The organism is Anabaenopsis arnoldii, from assembly GCF_028331025.1.
Lineage (GTDB): Bacteria > Cyanobacteriota > Cyanobacteriia > Cyanobacteriales > Nostocaceae > Anabaenopsis > Anabaenopsis arnoldii.
Genome location: NZ_JAQMUH010000093.1, coordinates 1 through 21,426, shown reverse-complemented (window position 1 = coordinate 21,426; position 21,426 = coordinate 1). Strand labels below are relative to the sequence as shown.

Here is a 21,426-nt window from a genome sequence, read left to right as displayed (position 1 = left end):
TAAATGGGGCGTACAACATATTAAGAAAAGCAGTCCTGAACGCTTTTGCAGACGGGATAGAGGGGTTAGGAGTAACTCCAATCAGGTTTACCCCTGGTAAAGTGACTTTGTAGATTTGTCTATAATTTCACAAACTCTACTCAATTTAGCAAAGGATGAGGTATAGGTTTCGATGACGCTGCCTATTGTATCTGTGATTAAAAATCATACTAAGAAACCATCTGTGCTGCTGACACTATTGGCTGCTGGATTCTTAATTGGTGTGGGAGGTGCAGCATACTGGTTTTTAAGCCAGAGGCAAACATCTTCTAGAGGCTTGCCAGTGGGTGTAAATATTATCCCTCAAGATGCCCTGTTTACGGTTTCTTTAACCACAGATCCCAAACAATGGCAACAATTACAGGAGTTGGGAACAAAAGAAACCCAAGCAGAAATCACTAAAAATTTAGTGCAGTTGCGCGATCGCTTTTTGAGTGAGAATGGTTATGAGTTCCAGAAAGACATCGCCCCTTGGGTAGGCGATCAAGTCACCCTAGCAATTCTCTCGCCCCCAAAAATTCAACCAGGGATCAAACCTTTAAACAAGCATGGCGATGGTGCTATAGCGCTGCAGTCCATGGTGATGGTATTACCGGTCAAAAACCTAGAAGCAGCCAACAGCATCTTGGCAGAACCCAAAACCCTGAAACAAGGTAAATGGACTGAGCATACTTATCAAGGAATTACCATTAGACAAACTGATAGTCAATCAGGGGAAAAGCTTTCAGCCGCATTAGTAGATCAAAGGTTTCTAGTGCTCACTGATGATCCCCAAGCCACAGAACGAGCCATTGATACATATCAAGGTAAAGCATCCCTAGCAACAGTAGAGGGTTTTAGGGATAATTTGCGGAAAATTTCTGATCATCACCCCTTTGCTCAGTTTTATCTGAATGTACCAATAGCCGCCAGACTAGCTGCTGTTGCTCCCAACAGTCCTTTACCTGCTCAAGTTTTAACTCAACTGCAAAATAACCAAGGTTTAGCCGGGTCTCTGACTTTGGAACCTGCAGGAATAAGGATCAGGGGTATTTCGTGGCGAAATTCTCAGAGTCAGCGTGTGCTAAAAGTGGAGAAGACCGCCGAAACCATGCAAAACCGGTTACCTGCGGACACATTAATGATGCTGTCTCACAGAAACTTACAAAGTTTGTGGGCAGACTACGTTTTAATATCACAAAAAAACCCTCTTGCGCCCATATCACCGGAACAATTGCGAGGTGGTGTCAAGTCACTTACCGGATTAGATTTAGATAAAGATTTTCTCAGTTGGATGCGAGGTGAGTTTTCTGTTTCGGTGATTCCCAATAGCTCAAATGAAGATTATTCTCAGGATTTCCGAGCTGGGTTGTTACTCATGGTACAAGCAAGAGATGCCTCTAACGGGAAAAGCCTGCGTAAGTCAGCTGAAGCATCTTTGAAGAAGCTGGATGAGGTGATGCAAAACCAATATCAGTTCCAGATTCAACCGAGTACAGTTGCAGGTAAACCGGTTATTAACTGGATTACACCCTTTAATACGTTAACTGCTACCCATGGTTGGTTAGATGACGATATTGCTTTTTTGGTAGTGGGGGCTCCCATCACAGATAAAATTATGCCTAAACCTGATCAAACACTAGCTAGTAGTGCGACATTTCAAGAAACGGTTCCTGTACAACTCCATCCCAATGGAAGATTTTTCTTGGATATGGAAAGGAGTGTACAAAACTTCACATTAAACACTGTATTTCCTCAGCAACAAACTTTTCTAGATGCCACACAATCAATTGGCGTAACATCTGCTGTCAGCGATGATCGCAGTATGCGCTATGAAATTTTTATAATACTGAAAAAAGGTGAGACAAAAGGTATCGGCTAGGTAGTCTCAAGGGTGATTTGCTGGCAGTATGGGTAGCAAGGGTTTAATGCACCAAGGGGGACTAAAAAGCATGTCCAATGAGTCTCCTAAGCCGATAGGATCAGAACAGTCAGAATGATTATTTTAAGGAATCAACTGGGGAGAACACTTTATGAATCTGGTTGAACTCCAGAACTGGTTGGACAATGCCAGTTTTGCTGTATTATTTCTCACAATGCTGGTGTATTGGGGAGGTGCTGCCTTTCCCAATCTGCCCGCACTTGCTACTTTGGGGACTGGGGGTATGGCGATCGCCAATTTGTGTATAGCCACCCTGCTAGGGGCGCGATGGATAGAAGCGGGGTATTTTCCCCTCAGTAATTTGTATGAATCGCTATTTTTCTTGGTGTGGGGTATTACCGCAGTGCATCTGTTTGCGGAGAACACTAGTCACAGCCGCTTAGTAGGAGTTGTTACTGCCCCGGTAGCAATGGGGATTACTGCTTTTGCTGCTCTCACCTTACCATCAGAAATGCAATCAGCAGAACCTTTAGTACCTGCTCTCAAGTCCAACTGGCTGATGATGCACGTCAGTGTAATGATGTTGAGTTATGCCGCTTTGATGGTAGGATCACTACTAGCGATCGCCTTTCTCATAGTGACTCGCGGTGAAAATATTCAACTACAAGGCAGTTCTGTAGGTAATGGCGGTTATCGCAGTAACGGCTACCGCTTGCATAAAGCAGGGGAGCTAACTTCCCAAGCGGGGACACCGCCGGTAGAAAGTAATGGCTTTGCTCCCTTTGAAAATAACAACAATGGTAACGGTCATACGGCGGTTTTAAATTTAGTCACGGTTACTGAGTCTGCCAAGGTAGTAACTGCTGGGGAACTACTATCACCACAGCGCCTGAGCCTAGCTGAAACCTTAGACAATATGAGCTATCGCGTCATTGGACTAGGATTTCCTCTGATTACGATTGGTATTATTGCCGGTGCGGTGTGGGCTAACGAAGCTTGGGGGTCTTACTGGAGTTGGGATCCCAAAGAAACCTGGGCGTTAATTACCTGGTTAGTTTTTGCGGCCTATCTCCACGCCCGCATTACTCGCGGTTGGCAAGGTCGTCGCCCGGCCATTTTAGCCGCCAGTGGTTTTGTGGTCGTCTGGATTTGCTATTTGGGTGTGAATCTTTTAGGTAAAGGTTTGCATTCTTACGGTTGGTTTTTTTAATTATCCCCTAACTCCTCCCGCTAAGGGAGGAGGTAAAACAGAAGATCAAATGGTATGGACTGCCCTACACGCAAAAATACATCGTACGATTCGCTCGCGCCACTTATTTGAGCGTCATCAGAGGCTATTAGTAGCGGTTTCTGGTGGGCAAGATTCTCTGTGTTTAATCAAGTTACTGTCAGATTTACAACCCAAGGGTGAATGGGATTTAGGGATCGCCCACTGTGATCATCGCTGGCGTAGCGATTCTGAAGCTAATGCCCATCATGTGGAAAAATTAGCTAGAAGTTGGGGTATATGCTTTTATTTAGCAACAGCTAGGGAACCTTTAAAGAGTGAAGCGGCGGCTCGTAATTGGCGGTATCAAGCTTTAACTGCCATCGCCCAAGGAAATAGTTACCAGTATATTGTTACAGGACACACCGCCAGCGATCGCGCAGAAACTCTGCTTTACAACTTAATTCGCGGCACAGGTGCTGATGGGTTACAAGCACTTACTTGGCAAAGACCACTCACAGCAGATGTTTTACTAATTCGTCCGCTTTTAGAAATTACTCGCCAACAAACAGAGAAATTTTGTCAAGACTTTCATCTCCCAGTCTGGGAAGATATCACTAATCAAGATGTCAAATATGCCCGCAACCGCATTCGCCAAGAATTAATCCCATATTTACAAGCAAATTTCAATCCCAAAGTAGAATTCGCCTTAGCCCAAACAGCAGAACTATTACAAGGGGAAGTGGAATACTTAGAGCAAGCAGCTGACAAGTTAAGGGAAGAAGCTATAGGGAGACCAGATGCGCACAGCAGCAGTAATGAAGGAAATTGGACTGATTTAAGGTTGAATCGGCGGGTATTACAGAAAGCACCATTAGCGCTGCAACGTCGCGTAATGAGACAAATATTACAAAATATTCTCAGTGAGCCTCCGAGTTTTGAACACATTGAAAAATTAACAGCGTTAATTATAGCACCAAACCGTTCACAAACAGATCCATTTCCTGGGGGTGCCATCGCCCAAGTCCAAGGGGATTGGATTTGCCTCGCTGTGTATAATAGACGGGATGAATCGCGTCTCCACTGAACTTATTTACTCTCTGGGCCTTAAAGCTAGGTAGGATGAAATTGGGTAAAACGCCGGGTAGTTTCACCAAACATCCTAGTGGTAATCCTAGAATCCAACTAAATCAGCAAAAACCAATCAGCACTCAGAACTTTTATTATGCTGCGGGAACAACAGCCAGTTTTAGGTTACTTCATAGAAGAAGCTAGAGACCATGTGAATACAATTGAGCAGGGGTTAGTCGATATCCAAAATACCTTGAATAACCCGGAAATGGTCAACGAAATTTCCCAGGCGGCTCATTGGCTCACAGGAAGGGCGGGTATGCTAGGGCTAATTAGCATTGAACATACATCCCACCGTCTAGAAGATTGTTTTAAAGTTCTTCAAGAACATCCGGTTCAGGTTGACGAGAAGTTAACATCTTTATTTCTCAATGTATGTAATACCTTAAAGGTACTATTAGAAGATTTATGTGGTAGTTCCCAGGCTCTATCAGAAGAGACGCTTAATACTCGGGTATCAGAAAGTGCTGCGGAATTTCAAGGGCTGTATGAGCATCTGGAATTGCTTCTCAAACAAAACAGTACTAGACTGGCAAAGGAAAACACTCGAACAGAAGTAGAAATAACCGCGGAGGATATTGTCAGCCGACTGACTGAGGTGATAGCGTGGGTGGATATTCCTTATGTGCAAGAATACAGCGAAACTACATCCAAACAATCACCCCCGTCTGGAGGATTTTCAAAACAACATTCGTTCTTAGGCACGGTAGCTAAGGACTATGGGGATGAATTTCACCCGCAGGTGTTACAAAAAGTGCGGGAAATGTTGCAACTGTTTAAGAAAAACAAAACACCCGAATCTCGGCTACATCTCCAGCAATGTTGTCAGCAGTTGGTAGAAATTGGCCGGAGGCAAAATTTTCCTCACTGGTGTAGATTATGTCAAGCAGCGGCGAATGCGATCGCTAACCCTGACAATAGCTATCTCACCCTAGCCAAAATTGTCGTTACCGAAATCAAACAAGCCCAAGAACTAGTTCTCCAAGGTAGAGAAACGGAGATTGCAACTAGTGAGCAATTATTAGCCCTGTTGAACTTGGAACAACTGGAGTTATTACAGTCTGAGGACTTTCACCAGCTTGTATATGTAGAACAACCCACAGCAGAGGATAAATTAGACTCCAATACAGATGATTGTGCTAATAATCCTGGTATTATAAAGCCTAGAGACATCATAACCAGCTTAACTGAACTCTCGGATAACTGTCAAAAGGACACAGAAAATAGTGCTTGTACCCCGGTGTTATTGGGGGATGCTCAAGAAAACACAGATATGAGTGATATTGACCAGAATCATCAGGTAGGGTTAGCCGAGTTAAATATTCCCGCTGATTTAGTTCCAGATAAAACCTGTCCACAAGACAAAATTTTAGAGATTAGCACTCTGAGTGAAATAGATTTTAGGGACGGCGGTTTAGCTGATTTGGGATCTTTTGTTAATATCCTCTCCTACTAACCCTTAGGGGTGTAGCGGCTTAGGAAGAGGATATCTGATAACTTTCGTTTTATGTTTTATATAAATTTACCATTTTTTTTAAGTTTTGATTGCTTATGTCTTACCCAATCAGCAACAAAAGTGATCAAGTTGATAACTACCATGGGACTTTAGTTACAGATCCTTACCGTTGGTTAGAAGAACCGGACTCAGCAGAAACCCGCAGATGGATTGCGGCTGAAAATCAAGTTACTTTTAATTACTTAAGAGAAATTCCTGCTAGGGAGAAAATTAAACAACGCCTGACTAAACTTTGGGATTATGAAAAGTATGGTACACCATGTAAAAAAGGTAATAACTACTTTTATGTCAGAAACGATGGACTGCAAAATCAAAGCGTCCTCTACACCCTAAAAAGCCTTGATGGTGAACCTAGAGTTTTACTGGACCCTAACAAACTCTCAAGCGATGGTACTATTGCCCTTTCAAGATTAGCCATTAGTGAGAATGGTCAACTTGTAGCTTATGGTATATCTATATCTGGTTCAGATTGGCAAGAGTGGAAAGTTTGTGATGTGGAAACAGGCGAAACCCTCCCAGATCATCTGAAGTGGATTAAATTTTCTGGTGCTTCCTGGACAAAGGATAACCAAGGTTTTTTCTACTGTTGTTACGATGAACCAAATGCAAAAACTAAATTAGAAGATGTGAATTATTATGAAAAGCTTTATTATCATCAACTAGGTACTACCCAATCTGAAGATGTGTTAATTTACCATCGTGACGACCAAAAGGAATGGGGTTTTAGTGCTGAAGTAACTGAAGATGGCAATTATTTAATTATTTATGTTTGGCTGGGAACTGATGTGAGAAATTTAGTTTTCTACAAGGATTTAAATAACACCCATGCCGAAGTTGTAGAACTAATTAACCAGTTTGAAGCTAATTATAGTTTTATTGAAAATGATGAGAGCGTCTTTTATTTTCGTACAGATTTCAAGGCTCCACGGGGCAGATTAATTGCTATTGATACCGAAAACCCTGCTCAAGAAAGTTGGCAAGAAATTATCCCTGAATCTGCCGCAACTTTGGAAAGTGCGAAAATTATCAATAATCAATTTGTTGTTCACTACCTCCAAGATGCACGTACTCAAATTAAAATTTTTGATCTGAATGGCACATTAGTGCGTGAGGTAGAATTACCTGGAGTTGGTTCAGCAGGTGGTTTTAGTGGCAAGCGCAATGATACTGAAACTTTTTATAGTTTTACCAGCTTCACTGTACCAGAAACGATTTATCGCTACAACATGGCGACGGGTAAAAGTGAGGTTTTCCGTCAGCCACAAATGGATTTTCATCCAGAGGATTATGAAACTAAACAAGTATTCTACAGTAGTAAGGATGGTACTAAAGTACCAATGTTTATTACTCATAAAAAAGACATTAAATTAGATGGTAATAATCCCACTTATCTCTACGCTTACGGCGGTTTTAATGTCTCAATGACTCCTGATTTTTCTGTGAGCATATTGGTATGGATGGAGATGGGTGGTGTTTATGCTCTGCCAAATATACGCGGTGGTGGTGAGTATGGCGAAGAATGGCACCAGGCGGGAATGAGGGCGAAAAAGCAAAATACCTTTGATGATTTTATTGCGGCGGCGGAGTGGTTGATTGATAACAGTTATACACAAACTGGGAAATTAGCGATCGCCGGTGCTAGTAATGGCGGGTTACTGGTGGGTGCTTGTATGACTCAGCGTCCTGAGTTGTTTGGTGCAGCTTTACCAGCGGTGGGGGTAATGGATATGTTGCGATTTCATAAATTTACCATTGGCTGGGCTTGGACTAGTGAATATGGTTCACCAGATAACCCAGAGGAATTTCAAACAATATATAGTTATTCGCCACTACATAACCTCAAACCAGGGACGGTTTACCCTGCAACTTTAATTATTACAGCAGACCATGATGACCGCGTTGTTCCTGCTCATAGTTTCAAATTTGCCGCAACTTTGCAAGCTAGTCAAGCGAGTGATGCACCAGTGTTAATTAGAATTGAGACGAAAGCCGGACATGGGACGGGTAAACCCACACAGAAGATGATTGAAGAAGCAGCAGATAAGTGGGCGTTTTTGGTGCAGACTTTGAGGGTTATTTTGTAAGTTGTCATATTTCCTATTTAACCGCTCGGTTAAACTTACCCAAAACTACCCACTGGTAGTTTTAGCGTTAACTTCTTGTTTCATCGCGGTCTGAGAATGACTTCTCAGGGGTTTGTCCGCTCCGCAAGCAATCCCGGTAAAGCTTACCGTTTCTGACCGTTCAGGAATAAAAATATTCTCAAACCACCGGTCAATATTTTTGGCTGCGTTTAAATCTCTGTCTTCAGTGTGTCCACACTCAGGACAGACATAAACACGGTTTTTCAGTGGCATTTTATGCCTATGGTTACCACAGTTAGAGTTTAGTCCCCTGTGATCCAGTTAAAGCCTCAAAACCTGAGACTATATCGAGGAGTTCAGCAGTAATAGAACTTTGACGTTGGCGGCGATACTCAGCATTAAGGTCTGATAACCGTTCGGCGATATTCTTTTGTGCAGCTTGCATTGAAGAAAGGCGACTGGCGTTTTCACTGGCTAAAGATTCAGCAAAGGCACGGTATAAAGATATAAATAAATATTCGCGGACTAATGCGGAAAATAATTGATTTTCATCGATGGTAAAACTTGGTAATACTGGGGTAGGCCAAGCTTTGGTTTCTAAATTGTGCAACCAATGGGGGTCAACAGGTAAAAGCTGTAAACTCGTGGGGCGATAGGATGCACCAGAAAGAGATTTGTTGTAAAACAAAATAATCTGCTGGAGTTGTTGCTGTGTTTGCCATTGTTCGATGGTCAGCAACATTTCCTGCACGATAGAAGTGATTTGGCTCAGAGAATTAGGTAGAGAAAATTGGTCTGTGATGCTTTTTTCTAATGCTTCTAAGGGGTAGATTAACTGCGTTCCCACAGCGGCAATTTTGATGCTGTGTGGCTGTAACTCATTGAGTTGTTGCACAGCATAAGATACTATTCGCTCATTAAATTGACCGCACAGGCCTTGGTCTGAGCCAAATATAATTACAGCTATAGAATTATGAGATGATTTGCTGGTGGTTGCAGATGCTAATATACTCCGTTGTTGACAAAAATATCGCTGTTTGAGGACAATTTGTAATCCCATCTCGATGGTGCGGTTATAGTCAGCTAAGGATTCTACAGCTGTTTGATATTGTCTGATATTGACAGCGGCGAGGGCTTTCATGGTTTTGACTACAGACTGTAAATCTTGAACAGTACCAATTTGAGCTAATAATGATTCAATTGTGGGCATTTTCTGATTCCTCGGACTGGTGGGGGTGCAAAAAAGCTATGGCCTGTTGGACTAGATTTAACAAAGCGTTTTTATCTTCATCTCTGAGCTTTTCACCTCCTTGAATGCGATCGCTCACTTGGGGTAATTGTTCTGTAACTTTTTGGCGAACTGCTCTAGCCGCTTCCTCAATTTTATCTAGTGGGATGTCGTCAAAAATACCCTCAGTTACAGCTAACAAGACAGCAATCTGTTCTTCTACAGGTAAGGGTTGATACTGGGACTGCTTGAATATTTCTCGCACACGTCTCCCCCGTTCCAAGGTGTGGCGGGTTTCTTCATCTAACTGTGTACCAAAGCGAGCAAAAACCTCGACTTCCTGAAATTGTGAGTAAGACAGCCGTAAATCTCCAGCTACAGCGCTATAGGCTGGTAACTGGGTTTTTCCACCGACTCTGGAAACTGACTTACCTACATCCACTGCGGGTAAAATACCTTTTTGAAACAAGTCGGGAGATAAATAAATCTGTCCATCGGTGATAGAAATTAAGTTAGTGGGAATATATGCAGAAATGTTCTGCGCTTGGGTTTCCACAATTGGTAATGCAGTGAGTGAACCACCCCCAAGTTCTTCTCGCAGGTGGGTAGCACGTTCTAATAGTCGGGAGTGAATGTAGAAAATGTCACCAGGATAGGCTTCTCTCCCAGGGGGGCGGCGTAATAACAGTGAGAGTTCCCGATACGCCCAGGCGTGATGGGTTAAATCATCGTAGACAATTAATACATCCCGGCCTTGTTCCATGAAGTACTCAGCAATTGTTGTGGCGGCGTAGGGGGTGATATATTGTAATCCCGGCGGATCTTCCCCAGATGCTACTACGACAATGCTATATTCCATGGCGTTATGGTTGCGTAGGTCGGCTATTACCTTGGCTACGGCTGAGGCTCGTTTACCAATGGCGCAGTAAATGCAAATGACATTTTTGTGCTTTTGATTGATTATAGTGTCTGTGGCGATCGCAGTTTTACCAATTTGGCGATCGCCTACAATTAACTCTCGTTGTCCCCTACCAATAGGCACCAAAGCATCAATCACTTTTATACCTGTCTGTAAAGGTACTGTTACGGGGGCACGATCCATAATTGCTGCGGCTTGTCTTTCCACAGGAAGACGTTCTGTATACTTAATTTCACCTTGATTATCCATGGACTTGCCTGTAACATCTAGTACACGTCCAAGAATTGTTTCGCCGACAGGTACATCTAAAACTCTGTGAGTGCGTTGTACCTCTTGTCCGGCGGCTATGTGTGTACTATTACCTAATAATATAACACCAATTTCCGTAGCATCTAAGTTAAAAGCAATTCCTAATACATCCCCCGAAAAGCGTAATAGTTCATCGGCTTTGACGCTGGATAAACCCGATACGTTGGCAATTCCTTGATATACGGATTTAACTATGCCAATTTCACAAGTTTTTATCTGGGGTTGGTGGTTATCTAATACTTGTTTCAGGTTTGTAAAGGTATTATTTAGGACTGTTTGTAAGGACTGTTGTTTGTTCATGAGATTTGTCTCACGTGGAGGCACAGTGGCGAAAAGGAGGATAATTTTAATTCGTGCTTTGTTTGATGATGGCGGAGAATTCTTCTGAGAGGGTTTCTAGGTAGTCGTTGAATGTCCAGGAAACTTGATAATTGGATATTTGTAGTTTTATACCGCAGATGTTATCTGAGGATATGGTAAATTTGATATTTTTATCTTGACTGATTTGTTGGGCTTCCAAGGTATTAACAATTTTTGCTCGCTCAGGTGGGGAAATATCAAAACTGCTATAAATAACAATTTCTGGCGATGATTGGTTTACCAGTGTTTGAATTTCTGTTCTATCTATTTTTTGCAGACGATTTAAAAATACCTTGATCACTTGTTGTTCTAAACTTGCATCTGCTAAATCTTGCAAAGCACGGCGGGTAATTGCATAGGTTTGTTCCTGTACTTGTTGGCGCAAACTTGTTAAAAATTCATCTTGATCCCGCTCAATTGCTTCCCGCCATCTTATCTGCATCGATTCAATTTCTTGGCGCGCTTGGTGGATTAATTTTTGACGTTCTTCGTCGGCTGTGGCTCTAGCTTGATTGATTAAAGTAGCACGTTGTTCATTTAATTCTTGTTGCTGTCGGCGATATAATTGAGCTTCTTGTTCTGCTTCTTCCTGTTTTAATTGTGCTTCTTCCCAGCGATTGGTAATTTTTCGCTGGCGTTCTGCCATAGTTTTAGTTATGGGTTTGTACAAAAACCGCCACAGCAAAAAAACTAAAATTAGGAAGTTGATAATTTGAGCGATGACTGTAAACCAATCAATCAGCATAGATAATCTCACCCTGAATTATTTGCTAGTAAAATAATCCCAAAAAGGATTAGCAAAAATCAAAATCATTGATACCACAAAACAATAAATAGCCGTAGACTCAATAATTGCCAAACCCACAAATAAAGTGCGAGTAATAGTATTAGCTTGGTCTGGTTGTTGAGCTATTGCGCCCAAAGCCCTGGCCACTGCCCAACCTTCAGCAATAGCCGGACCAACCGAACCAATTGCAATAGTCAAGCCAGCAATAATAATAGAAACCATACCAATCAAACCAATATTATCAATATTCATCTGTGTTTATCTGTGTATATAGCATTTACCATGCTCGTGAGGTACATTTTTTTTTAGTTTGAGGGAACAGGGAACAGGGAACAGGGAATAGGGAATAGGGAATAGGTGTGTACTTCATGAGCCTGAAAAAGGCTATATCTTTGGACAAATAGATTACAATTTACTTCCTACCTTCCCCTATAAGCCCGAGTTGCAGAGGCAATATATACCATAGCCAAAATTGCGAAAATATATGCTTGAATAATCCCAATTAACAGCCCCAATAACCTAATTATAATCGGAAAAAATAAAGGCACAAGAGAAAGCAAAATAGCCACTAACATAGAACCACTCATAATATTACCAAACAAGCGCACAGCTAAAGCCAGAGTCCGGGAGAATTCGCTAATAATATTGAAAGGCAACATTAAAGGTGTAGGCTGAATATAATTTCTGAGATAACCTAATAAACCTCGATTGAGAATCCCAAACAAGGGCACAGCTACAAAGACAGACAGAGCTAAGGCCGCTGTAGTAGAGAGGGAACCTGTGGGAACTTGATAACCAGGGACAATAGTCAGTATATTAGCGACAGCTATAAACAGAAACAAAGTACCGACAAAAGGCAAATATTGATTTGGTTCTTGTTGACTAACTTCTCTAATTTGCTGGTTGATGGTATCTATAATTATTTCTAGGCAGTTTTGCCAAGGTGAAATTGGTGGTTTCACTTTTAGGTTACGGGTGATCATCCAAGATACCACAACTAAGAGAATCATTACCAGCCAAGTAAATGCAATGGTGGCATTAATCTTGATGAATTTCCATTGCCAAAAAATTAGATTATCAGGACTAATTTCCATAGTTAGATTCCTGTTTTTGTTGCCAAAAATGCATGAAGATGATACGGGACAGTAAGAACCCTAATAGGGCAATTAGGACTCGTTGCCAGTTTCCATCCATAATCAGATATAACCCGAGTATAGTGATACTGAGGCGACCAAATAAACTACCGACAATTAAGCGAAATGGCCATTGGGTTGTGGGTATTTGTCTTACTGTTAACCATAAACTCACAAAATAGAAAATTCCCAAGGTAAATCCCAATGGTAAGGCGATGAATAAATATAAAATATTGTTCATGATGTTAGTTAATTTTTTTCTATCTCTATTGATTTGTGCTTTGCTGTTGTACCCAGAACCAGGCGTTGAGACAGCCGAGTATCAGCCCTATAAATAGCATCATTAATGTCCAGGAGTATTGGCTAGTCGATGTTTTATCAATCCAAATGCCTAGGGCAATACCAAGTAATGTGGGAATGGTGATCGACCATCCCACAAGACCGATCATGCCTAGATTAAACCATATACTTTCGTCTTTTTGTCTTTGCGCTGCCAATTTCCGGGCTAATTTGCTTTTTATCTGCTGTTGAAATTCTCTGTCTGATTTATGGCGTTTTTTTGGTAATGATTTATGTGGGTGCTTCACTGTTTGCACTTCCTACTTTTACAAGACCACGCATAAAACTAATTTCTAATTTAGCTGCGGCGGAACGCGCCATTTTTTGTTTTTCATTCAATTTTTTAAATTCTGTTTCTACTGTTTGTTGTAATGTTTCTAAATTATTACCTCTGATGGCTTGTCTAGTTGATATCAGGACTTGGTTACCACATTTGACTAAAATTCCTTGATCTACAGCCAGAAAATTTTCTTGTCCTTGTGGTGTTACAAAGGATAATATACTGGGGACTAGGGCAGTTACAAAGTCTATATGATTTGGTAGTATGCCAAAAGCGCCGTTTTCAGCTTCGGCGTTGATTTTTGTGGCTGGTTCTTCTAAAAGAATCTTTGTAGGGAGGAGGATTTTTATTTTCATACTTCTTATATAGTATAAGAAATAACTAAGTACACAAAGCCAGAGTAGATAACAAGTTAATAAATAAATAATTAATAATTATTTATTAATTCATCAACTGTACCAATCATGTAAAGTGAGCGCTCTGGATGATCAGCAAATTCATCATTGAGAATGCGATCGCATCCTGCAAGTGCAGCTTCTAAACTGACTAGTTTGCCTTGTTTCCCTGTAAACTGTTCTGTACTGAAGAAAGGTTGAGTTAAAAATCTTTCTAGTCGTCTGGCGCGGTTGACTGTTTGGCGATCACTAGCTGAAAGTTCTTCTATGCCTAAAATGGCGATAATATCTTTAAGGTCTTCGTAGTTTGCTAAGGTTTGTCTCACAGCTTGAGCTATCTGGTAGTGGTGGTTTCCCACTATTGGCGGTGTCAGCATTTTCGAGTTGGACTTTAAGGGGTCAACTGCTGGATAAAATCCCTCACTAGCACGTTTACGAGACAGCACAAGTGATGCTGATAAATGACCAAAGGTGTGAACTGCTGCGGGGTCAGTAAAATCATCTGCGGGAACATATACAGCTTGTACGGAGGTAATGGCGGCGCTGGGGGTGTTGGCGATGCGTTCTTGTAATTGAGCTAGTTCTGTTTCTAGGGTGGGTTGGTAACCAACCCGGGAGGGGATGCGCCCCATTAAACCGGAAACTTCTTGTCCCGCTTGGATAAACCGAAAAATATTATCAATCAATAAGAACACATCTTGTTTAAGATCATCGCGGAAATATTCAGCCATGGTCAGCGCTGCTTGTCCTACACGAAATCTCGCCCCGGGGGGTTCATTCATCTGACCAAAAATCATGACAGTATTCTCTAATACACCAGCCTCTTGCATCTCTCGATAGAGTTCTTCTGCTTCCCTGCTTCGTTCACCAATTCCACAAAACAGACTAATTCCGTGATACTCCCTGACTATGTTGTGAATCATCTCAGTAATCAAGACAGTTTTACCCACACCTGCACCGCCAAATAATCCTGCCTTCCCACCTCGTTCTAAAGGTGCGAGAATATCAATAGCTTTAATCCCAGTTTCCAAAATTTCTGAATTTGTTGACTGCTCAATTAGGGGTACAGGGGACTGATGAAGCGATCGCCATTCTCCCCCGGATATCTCTGGTTTGCGATCAATTGTCTGGCCAAAGACATTGAACACTCTCCCCAGCAGTCGTTTTCCCACTGGAACCTGTAGGGGATGTCCCGTATTGGTTACCAAAGAACCTCGGGCTAAACCTGATGTTGGTGTCAAAGCAATTCCGCGCACGGTCTGATCGTCAATGTGACTCATCACCTCTATGACCACGCTGTAATTTTCCCCCGCTAACAACTGGGTATAAACATCGGGAAGCTGTTGATCAAATAGAATATCAATAATACTCCCGCGAACGGAAACAACTTGACCCTGATTAACTGGACACCAATCTACAGTTTGCTGCATCAATTTAATCCCTGGGAATTATTTCTATCTTTCTGCTCGTGGCGTAGTTATCTACTTGGTGCTTCCTGAAAAACACCAGATATTCACACTCCCCTGTGTCAACACACATTCATCCTTGATTCTAGCAGTGGAGGCGAGTTTACTAATATGCTGCTTAACAAGCAATTATACCATACCTGTTAACCCACCCTGACAAATAAACTCTTTGCTGTCTCCACTCCAGATGTGGCTCTTTCGACGGTCGGGATGTCCTCTTTTAGTTAGATGAGTGAAAATGTTTTTTTAGTGTTAATATTGTTTATCTGTAGCGCCTAACATCTGTAACAGTTTGTCTACATTATCTATATCCCCAACAATGCGCCGAATTGGTTGCGGCCAAACCTTAACCAGAGTGGGTGTGGCAGAAACTTGATCAATTTCCGCCTGTTCTGGATTGGTTAAAACATCAATCACTTTCATGGTGTAAGGATACCCCAGCGATCGCTCCAAAAGTCCGTGCAGATTCTGAAGAATGCGTTGTGTGTTCAAACTATGTCCAGCCACAAACAGCCGCAAAACATAACATTCTGCTTGTAACTGTAAGCTTTGTGTAAGGTTCATAGGTATATCAGACTGTACTTGAGCTTGGGAGGAGTCCAAATTGACTATTAAATCATGGTCTTGCCAAAGTTGGGGAAAGGTGGAGCGATAAGTTGCTAAGACCATATGATCGCACAATCCCTCTTGCCAAGGTGCTGTTTGCCAAACTAAATCCGTGCCAAAAATGGCATTCAGTAGAGCCTGATGTCGCATAACAGATGGATAGGCTTCAGCAAATGTTCTGACTTGGTGAGTATGTGGATCTAACCACTGGTCAATAGTTGCAGTATAGCAAGGCACTAAAAAATGTGGCGGTTCTGGTAAGTCCAAGATTTCCTGCAAAGCCGCACATAAATGTAAATGCCATCGCCCCTGCTTGTTAGGGTCGATGCAGTAAATTAAATCCCCTCCTGGTGTAAAAAGGGCAATACCTTTAAACAATTGCGGTTTTGATAGTTTATCAGTGATCAATTTAGTTACAGGGTTGAGGGAGAACAAAACTGAGAAGATTGTTTTTACCCTGTATTCTACCTAAACTTATCCCCACAGAAACCATGTGACTTGATCAAAAGCAATAACCCCCTGTCATTTTATATATTTTTATATATTTTTCTGATTTTTTGGCTCATATATAGTTGCTGCACAAAATACCGTATAATTTATCGATTTTTTAGTTATTTTCAATACTCAATAATATTTAGCTAAATCTACGTTAGATTTGCCGGTTGCGTTTGCAGCCGGCAACACTGAGGAGCTTTTCAGTCTTTTATGAGAATTATGAGAATTAGTAGTAACCTTGATAAGAAATGTTAAGTAAGACTGAATTTAAAACTGGGAAAAAACTGGCATAGCCAAGTCATATTCTGAAGTATTCCCGAAGATAGAGGCCAGAAACTAGGTGGCAAATCACGAGGGAAATTGAGCTTACACTCATCTTTATCAAAAATGAAGTGTAAAGTTTAGTAAATAAATGCTCATCTTATGAAAAGCATTCTATATACTTAAACTTCAATTGAACAATTCAGTTAAGTCGTTAAAAACGATATATGACTGAAATGAAAACCTTGCTGTATATTTTTGGGAGGAAAAGTCATGGTTTCGGCTAAAGGCTCTAATCTAGGAAAGACCTACTCCTTGATGATCAAAAGTTTTTTGATTTGGACGTTCACATTGGCAGTATGCTTGTTGGTTGTCGGTTTTCCATTAGTCTTTTTAATGGCTACGGTCGGATGCTTATTGTCAATTGTCTTGCAATCTGTAATGCCTGTTAGTGCGGTTTTGCTGGTATCAGGCGGTTTAATTATGTTGAACGTCCTGGGAGTAATGATCGCTGCTGGCGTGTTGACTGTTAAAGGTGTACACCCCAATCAAGTCAAGTGGTTGAGCTGGTTACATGGAGAAGGAGAGCAAATACAGACCTCTTCTGTATACGCTGCTTGTCCTTTAACGTGTGAAATTGAGGTATAGTTCGTTCTGATCAATTCGACAAACAGAGCATCTGCCCGGTTAAGCCGGGTTTTTTCATGTTTAATTTCTCGATCTTGAATATAGGATTGCTATAGTTTGTAGTGATCAGGTAATGATATATTCTGCAAAAATGACTATTAAAAAGAAAGTTGGCATTATTTTAGGTACACGTCCGGAAGCGATTAAACTGGCTCCTGTCATTCAAGTATTTCAAAATTCGCCAAAATTTGACTTACAGTTAATTTTAACTGGACAGCATCGCGAGATGGTAGAGCAAGTGATGCAGTTATTCAACCTAAAGGCTGATGATGATTTAGAAATTATGCAGCCCCAGCAAACCTTAAATGATATTACTTGTCGCAGCTTACAGGGATTAGAAAAATTATTTCACAAAAGTCAGCCGGAATTAGTCATAGTTCAGGGAGACACTACGACAGCTTTTGCCGCTGCTTTGGCAGCATTTTACCAAAAAATCCCCGTTGCTCATGTAGAAGCTGGGTTAAGAACTGACGAGTTATGGAATCCATATCCAGAAGAAGGGAATCGGCGGCTGATTTCTCAACTCACCCAGTTACATTTTGCGCCTACTCCCTGGGCGGCGGAGAACTTGCAACGTTCTGGCGTTTTGGGAACAATTCACATCACAGGTAACACTGTTATTGATGCACTATTAAATGTAGCTGCAACTAAACCCGCCTGTAATGTACCGGGTTTAAATTGGAATTCATATCGTACCTTGCTAGCAACAGTTCATCGGCGGGAAAACTGGGGAGAACCATTACAAGCGATCGCCCAAGCATTTTTACAGATATTAGATAAGTTTCCTGATACAGCCTTGGTGTTACCATTGCACCGTAACCCCACAGTGCGAGAACCATTACAAGCACTATTAGGGAATCATCCCCGCATCTTTTTAATTGAACCTTTAGATTATGCCGAACTAGTGGGGGCAATTGGGCGATCGCATTTCTTATTAACTGACTCTGGTGGTTTGCAAGAAGAAGCCCCAAGCCTGGGAAAACCAGTATTGGTTCTGCGAGAGACTACAGAAAGGCCAGAGGCTGTAACTGCTGGTACAGCCAAACTTGTAGGAACCACAGCGCAGAAAATTGTTCAAGCAGCCGCAGACTTACTAAGTAACCCCAAGGTCTATGACGCAATGGCCAACGCCATCAATCCTTATGGAGACGGTCACGCAGCCGAACGCATCTTAGAAATTGTGCAAAATTATTTTGAATTAACGCCCCAATAAAACCCTACGAGTTTGGGGACCAACAATACCGTCAACAGGTAAGTTATTGCGAGACTGAAATTGTCGGACTGCGCGAGTAGTGACAGGTCCATAATATCCCGTTGGTTGCACACCTAAAGCTCTTTGAACTTCTCTGACAGATGCGCCTCGAGATCCTAATCTCAGATTAACTCCTCTCCCCTGAGAACTTCTGTAAGTATTCCCAAATAAAACCCTACGAGTTTGGGGACCAACAATACCGTCAACAGGTAAGTTATTGCGAGACTGAAATTGTCGGACTGCGCGAGTAGTGACAGGTCCATAATATCCCGTTGGTTGCACACCTAAAGCTCGTTGAACTTCTCTCACAGATGAACTACGAGATCCAAACCTCAGACTAACTGAGCTACCAACACCACGACTAGTAATATGAGTGTTACGACGACGATAATTTGGTGTTCTGCTAATCCATCTCGCAGAAACAAATCTATTGCGAGACAGCTTAGAAAAACCATTGATAATTTGCCCATCCCTGATTTCCGTACCATTGGGAAGACAGTCTACAATTCGAGAGTTGACGCTAGGCTGTTCACGGACACTCAGACAACTGCCGTTAGTACTGACGTATGATCTTGCAGATGTGTGAGCGTGGCTGACTGTACCAAAAAATATACTAAGCCCAGCTAAAAATAACCAAGCAGAAGATTTAAGAAAATTTAGCCCGTATAATTGCTTCTCGGAGAAATTATATTCTCTAGCTGTAACCACTCCAGAAGGCATGAAGAGTTTTTTCCACTCAAACTGAAAGTTAGGAACATGATCCTCATTTGCTTCTTCGTTGGCCATAAACATATGTGAATAAGCCATGTAGTCCATAATTGCTCCTTTGTGCAATCAATTGAGAATTTGTCCAGAATTTTTGCAGCGGGGGATTTAATTTTTCTGTAATTTCAATTACCTTCAGAATTGCGATTCTGGGGAGTCAAAAGGATTAAACCCTGCCCTGAAGGTCTAATGCGTTACCCACATATTTCTTGAGGTTCTCGAAAGGATTTCGAGAATTTGAAAATTACAATACTGTTGACAAAACCTAACTGATTGTGATCGATAACAACCTCATTTTATTGAGCATGAACAACTGAGGATTAAGGGTTAGGGTAGTGGTGAGCCATCGCTGTGAGAAATCTTGAGAAAAATCCGGGTAATGGATAGCTTGAGGGTAGGGACTGAATACAACAAATATCAGTGTGAATTTGCCCGCCATTGCTCTATACTTCCACAGTTTGAAAATTGCCTAAGTAACTAACAGTACTATTTTGTGGTATAATCTATGTTTTTATTGCCCTGAGCTACTATAGTAGATAACTAAAAAAACTCATGATCAGGACCATCAGGTTAATTCCGAGGGTCTGGGTCATGAGTTAAGAAAATTATTTGATGATGGAATCAGGATTTAGTATGACTCCACTAATGGCTATTCCTCTTCCTCTGGTAAGCCGAAAATTGATTTATATAACTTTACATACTGCTTGGCGGATTCATGCCAACTGAAGTTCTGGCTCATACCACGTTTTTGCAATTCCTGCCATTGAGGTTGGAAACGGAAGCCTTCCCAAGCTCGGATCATACAGGTGAACAGATCTAATGGTTCATAGCGGTCAAAACAATAACCAGTACCGGCGGCGTTCATGGGGTCATGGTGCAATACGGTGTCCACTAGTCCACCTGTACGGCGCACAATAGGGGGACAACCATAACGCAAAGACATCATTTGACTGATACCGCAGGGTTCAAATCGGCTAGGCATTAAGAAAGTATCAGCACCAGCATAAATCCGACGAGACAGGGAATCATTATATAGCAGATAAGTTGCCATCCTTCCAGGATAGCGGGATGCTAACTGCCACATTTGGGTTTCGTAGTAGCGATCGCCTGTTCCCAACAGCACGAATTGGGCATCAGTATAAGCCATGAAACGGTCTAGGATTTGCAAGACCAGATCAATACCTTTTTGCTCTACTAACCGTGTTACCATGCCAATTAAAAAGGCTTTGCTGTTAACTTCTAAACCTACTTCTTCTTGGAGAGCAATTTTGTTAGCCTTGCGTTTATCCAGGGTATCGATAGTAAAGTTTTCGCTGATGGCTTTATCCGTGGCGGGATCGTAAAGCTCAAGGTCTATACCATTGATAATCCCGGATAATTTACCACTGATAAAAGATAGCAAACCTTCTAGGGTTTCGCCGTAAGCAGGAGTTTTGATTTGTTCAGCATAAGTGGGAGAAACTGTATTTACCCGGTCAGCGTACTGTACCGCTGCTGCCATGGTATTATGTCCCTGCATATACCAAGGACACCAAGTAATTTTTTCTAAATACCATCTCCACGGCCCTTGATAGGCGAGGTTGTGAATAGTAAACACAGTGCTGATATCCGGGTCTTGGTGCATCCACACCGGAATCATGCCGGTGTGCCAATCGTGACAGTGGATAATTTGTGGTTTCCAGTAGTTCCAGCAAAATTCAGCTGCGCCATTGGCAAAAAAAGTAAACCGCCAGTCCTCATCATCACCACTATAAATCCGGCGGGGTAAAAATACAGGATGTCCGAATAAGTACAAGGGAACGTCAGTACCAGGTAAAACACTTTCGTAAACTTCAAAGTCCTGGAACATGGCATATCCCTTCCAAATTGGTGTTTCAGGAATCTGCATTTTGTCTGGGAGGAAGCCATAATAAGGCAAGAATATGCGGACATCATGCCCCATTTGTCTCAATATTTTGGGTAATGCACCCACCACATCCCCCATTCCTCCCACTTTGGCCACGGGAGCTGCTTCTGCTGCAACAAATAGAATCCGCATGGTAGTTTTTATTTCCCCGGTTATGCTTATCTGTTTTGAGTTATCAAGTTCTGCACTGCTATATAAAACCTAGACAAAGCTAGACTTTACTTTCTACTTCAACAGGAGCATGGGAGCGGTTATCCCTCAGTAGACTTGCACGCCTTAGCCAGACGCGATATTTCTCTTAAGATTTACAAGAAAGACTACCGCTATCATTGCTTGGTTTTCGCGTTGGCAATAGTCTTAATTCAATACTTGATATCGTAGGATTATATATCAAGTGGGC

19 protein-coding genes and 1 pseudogene are annotated in these 21,426 nt (G+C 41.8%); 7 read left to right on the top strand and 13 right to left on the bottom strand.

Features of this window, described 5'->3' with window-relative positions; translation table 11 throughout:
- The first annotated feature begins 172 nt into the window (after positions 1-172).
- From PN457_RS08195 to PN457_RS08175, 5 genes are all read left to right on the top strand, one after another.
- Positions 173-1,900, top strand: coding sequence for a DUF3352 domain-containing protein (locus PN457_RS08195; RefSeq protein WP_271732551.1), 1,728 nt, complete (start codon positions 173-175; stop codon positions 1,898-1,900).
- Positions 1,901-2,051: 151 nt separating this feature from the next.
- Positions 2,052-3,110 (top strand): c-type cytochrome biogenesis protein CcsB, encoded by a 1,059-nt coding sequence (gene ccsB, locus PN457_RS08190; protein WP_271732549.1) that lies wholly within the window; start codon positions 2,052-2,054, stop codon positions 3,108-3,110.
- Between the two features lie 49 nt (positions 3,111-3,159).
- On the top strand, positions 3,160-4,194 hold the full coding sequence (tilS, locus tag PN457_RS08185; protein WP_271732547.1) for a tRNA lysidine(34) synthetase TilS: 1,035 nt from the start codon (positions 3,160-3,162) through the stop codon (positions 4,192-4,194).
- Positions 4,195-4,332: 138 nt separating this feature from the next.
- Positions 4,333-5,694, top strand: a complete 1,362-nt coding sequence (locus PN457_RS08180; protein ID WP_271732545.1) for an Hpt domain-containing protein — start codon at positions 4,333-4,335, stop codon at positions 5,692-5,694.
- A gap of 95 nt (positions 5,695-5,789) precedes the next feature.
- Positions 5,790-7,838, top strand: coding sequence for a prolyl oligopeptidase family serine peptidase (locus tag PN457_RS08175; protein WP_271732543.1), 2,049 nt, complete (start codon positions 5,790-5,792; stop codon positions 7,836-7,838).
- Positions 7,839-7,883: 45 nt separating this feature from the next.
- Here the strand turns inward: PN457_RS08175 and PN457_RS08170 are convergent.
- From PN457_RS08170 to PN457_RS08120, 11 genes and pseudogenes are all read right to left on the bottom strand, one after another.
- A pseudogene (locus tag PN457_RS08170) lies at positions 7,884-8,138 on the bottom strand (zinc ribbon domain-containing protein); the annotation flags it as partial.
- Positions 8,134-9,048: a F0F1 ATP synthase subunit gamma gene (locus PN457_RS08165; protein WP_271732540.1), complete on the bottom strand. Its 915-nt coding sequence runs from the start codon at positions 9,046-9,048 to the stop codon at positions 8,134-8,136. The gene PN457_RS08165 and the pseudogene PN457_RS08170, both read right to left, overlap by 5 nt.
- On the bottom strand, positions 9,035-10,594 hold the full coding sequence (locus PN457_RS08160) for an alternate F1F0 ATPase, F1 subunit alpha (RefSeq protein WP_271732538.1): 1,560 nt from the start codon (positions 10,592-10,594) through the stop codon (positions 9,035-9,037). The genes PN457_RS08165 and PN457_RS08160 overlap by 14 nt, the downstream gene beginning before the upstream one ends.
- 46 nt (positions 10,595-10,640) lie before the next feature.
- The gene (locus tag PN457_RS08155) at positions 10,641-11,399 is read right to left on the bottom strand and encodes a F0F1 ATP synthase subunit B family protein (RefSeq protein WP_271732536.1); all 759 of its coding nucleotides are present in this window, start codon (positions 11,397-11,399) and stop codon (positions 10,641-10,643) included.
- An 18-nt stretch (positions 11,400-11,417) separates the two neighbouring features.
- The gene (locus tag PN457_RS08150; RefSeq protein WP_271732535.1) at positions 11,418-11,693 is read right to left on the bottom strand and encodes a F0F1 ATP synthase subunit C; all 276 of its coding nucleotides are present in this window, start codon (positions 11,691-11,693) and stop codon (positions 11,418-11,420) included.
- Between the two features lie 167 nt (positions 11,694-11,860).
- A complete protein-coding gene (locus tag PN457_RS08145) occupies positions 11,861-12,535 on the bottom strand; it encodes a F0F1 ATP synthase subunit A (RefSeq protein ID WP_271732533.1) in 675 nt (224 codons plus the stop codon).
- The gene (locus PN457_RS08140) at positions 12,525-12,815 is read right to left on the bottom strand and encodes an ATP synthase subunit I (RefSeq protein WP_271732531.1); all 291 of its coding nucleotides are present in this window, start codon (positions 12,813-12,815) and stop codon (positions 12,525-12,527) included. Before PN457_RS08140 ends, PN457_RS08145 begins: the two co-directional genes overlap by 11 nt.
- 25 nt (positions 12,816-12,840) lie before the next feature.
- Positions 12,841-13,161, bottom strand: a complete 321-nt coding sequence (locus PN457_RS08135) for an AtpZ/AtpI family protein (RefSeq protein ID WP_271732530.1) — start codon at positions 13,159-13,161, stop codon at positions 12,841-12,843.
- On the bottom strand, positions 13,145-13,549 hold the full coding sequence (locus tag PN457_RS08130) for a F0F1 ATP synthase subunit epsilon (protein ID WP_271732529.1): 405 nt from the start codon (positions 13,547-13,549) through the stop codon (positions 13,145-13,147). Before PN457_RS08130 ends, PN457_RS08135 begins: the two co-directional genes overlap by 17 nt.
- Before the next feature lie 71 nt (positions 13,550-13,620).
- A complete protein-coding gene (atpD, locus tag PN457_RS08125) occupies positions 13,621-15,018 on the bottom strand; it encodes a F0F1 ATP synthase subunit beta (RefSeq protein WP_271732528.1) in 1,398 nt (465 codons plus the stop codon).
- Positions 15,019-15,306: 288 nt separating this feature from the next.
- Positions 15,307-16,068 carry a circadian clock KaiB family protein gene (locus PN457_RS08120; RefSeq protein WP_271732527.1) on the bottom strand — a complete coding sequence of 254 codons (762 nt, stop codon included), beginning with the start codon at positions 16,066-16,068 and terminating at the stop codon, positions 15,307-15,309.
- 621 nt (positions 16,069-16,689) lie between these two features.
- Here PN457_RS08120 and PN457_RS08115 point away from each other — a divergent pair.
- Positions 16,690-17,064 carry a hypothetical protein gene (locus tag PN457_RS08115; RefSeq protein WP_271732526.1) on the top strand — a complete coding sequence of 125 codons (375 nt, stop codon included), beginning with the start codon at positions 16,690-16,692 and terminating at the stop codon, positions 17,062-17,064.
- 130 nt (positions 17,065-17,194) lie between these two features.
- Positions 17,195-18,316, top strand: a complete 1,122-nt coding sequence (gene wecB, locus PN457_RS08110) for a non-hydrolyzing UDP-N-acetylglucosamine 2-epimerase (protein ID WP_271732525.1) — start codon at positions 17,195-17,197, stop codon at positions 18,314-18,316.
- Here wecB and PN457_RS08105 read toward each other — a convergent pair.
- The gene (locus tag PN457_RS08105) at positions 18,302-19,162 is read right to left on the bottom strand and encodes a peptidoglycan-binding domain-containing protein (RefSeq protein WP_271732524.1); all 861 of its coding nucleotides are present in this window, start codon (positions 19,160-19,162) and stop codon (positions 18,302-18,304) included. The two genes, wecB and PN457_RS08105, sit on opposite strands and share 15 nt — an antisense overlap.
- A gap of 607 nt (positions 19,163-19,769) precedes the next feature.
- Positions 19,770-21,158 (bottom strand): glycogen synthase GlgA, encoded by a 1,389-nt coding sequence (glgA, locus tag PN457_RS08100; protein WP_271732523.1) that lies wholly within the window; start codon positions 21,156-21,158, stop codon positions 19,770-19,772.
- Positions 21,159-21,426: the final 268 nt, after the last annotated feature.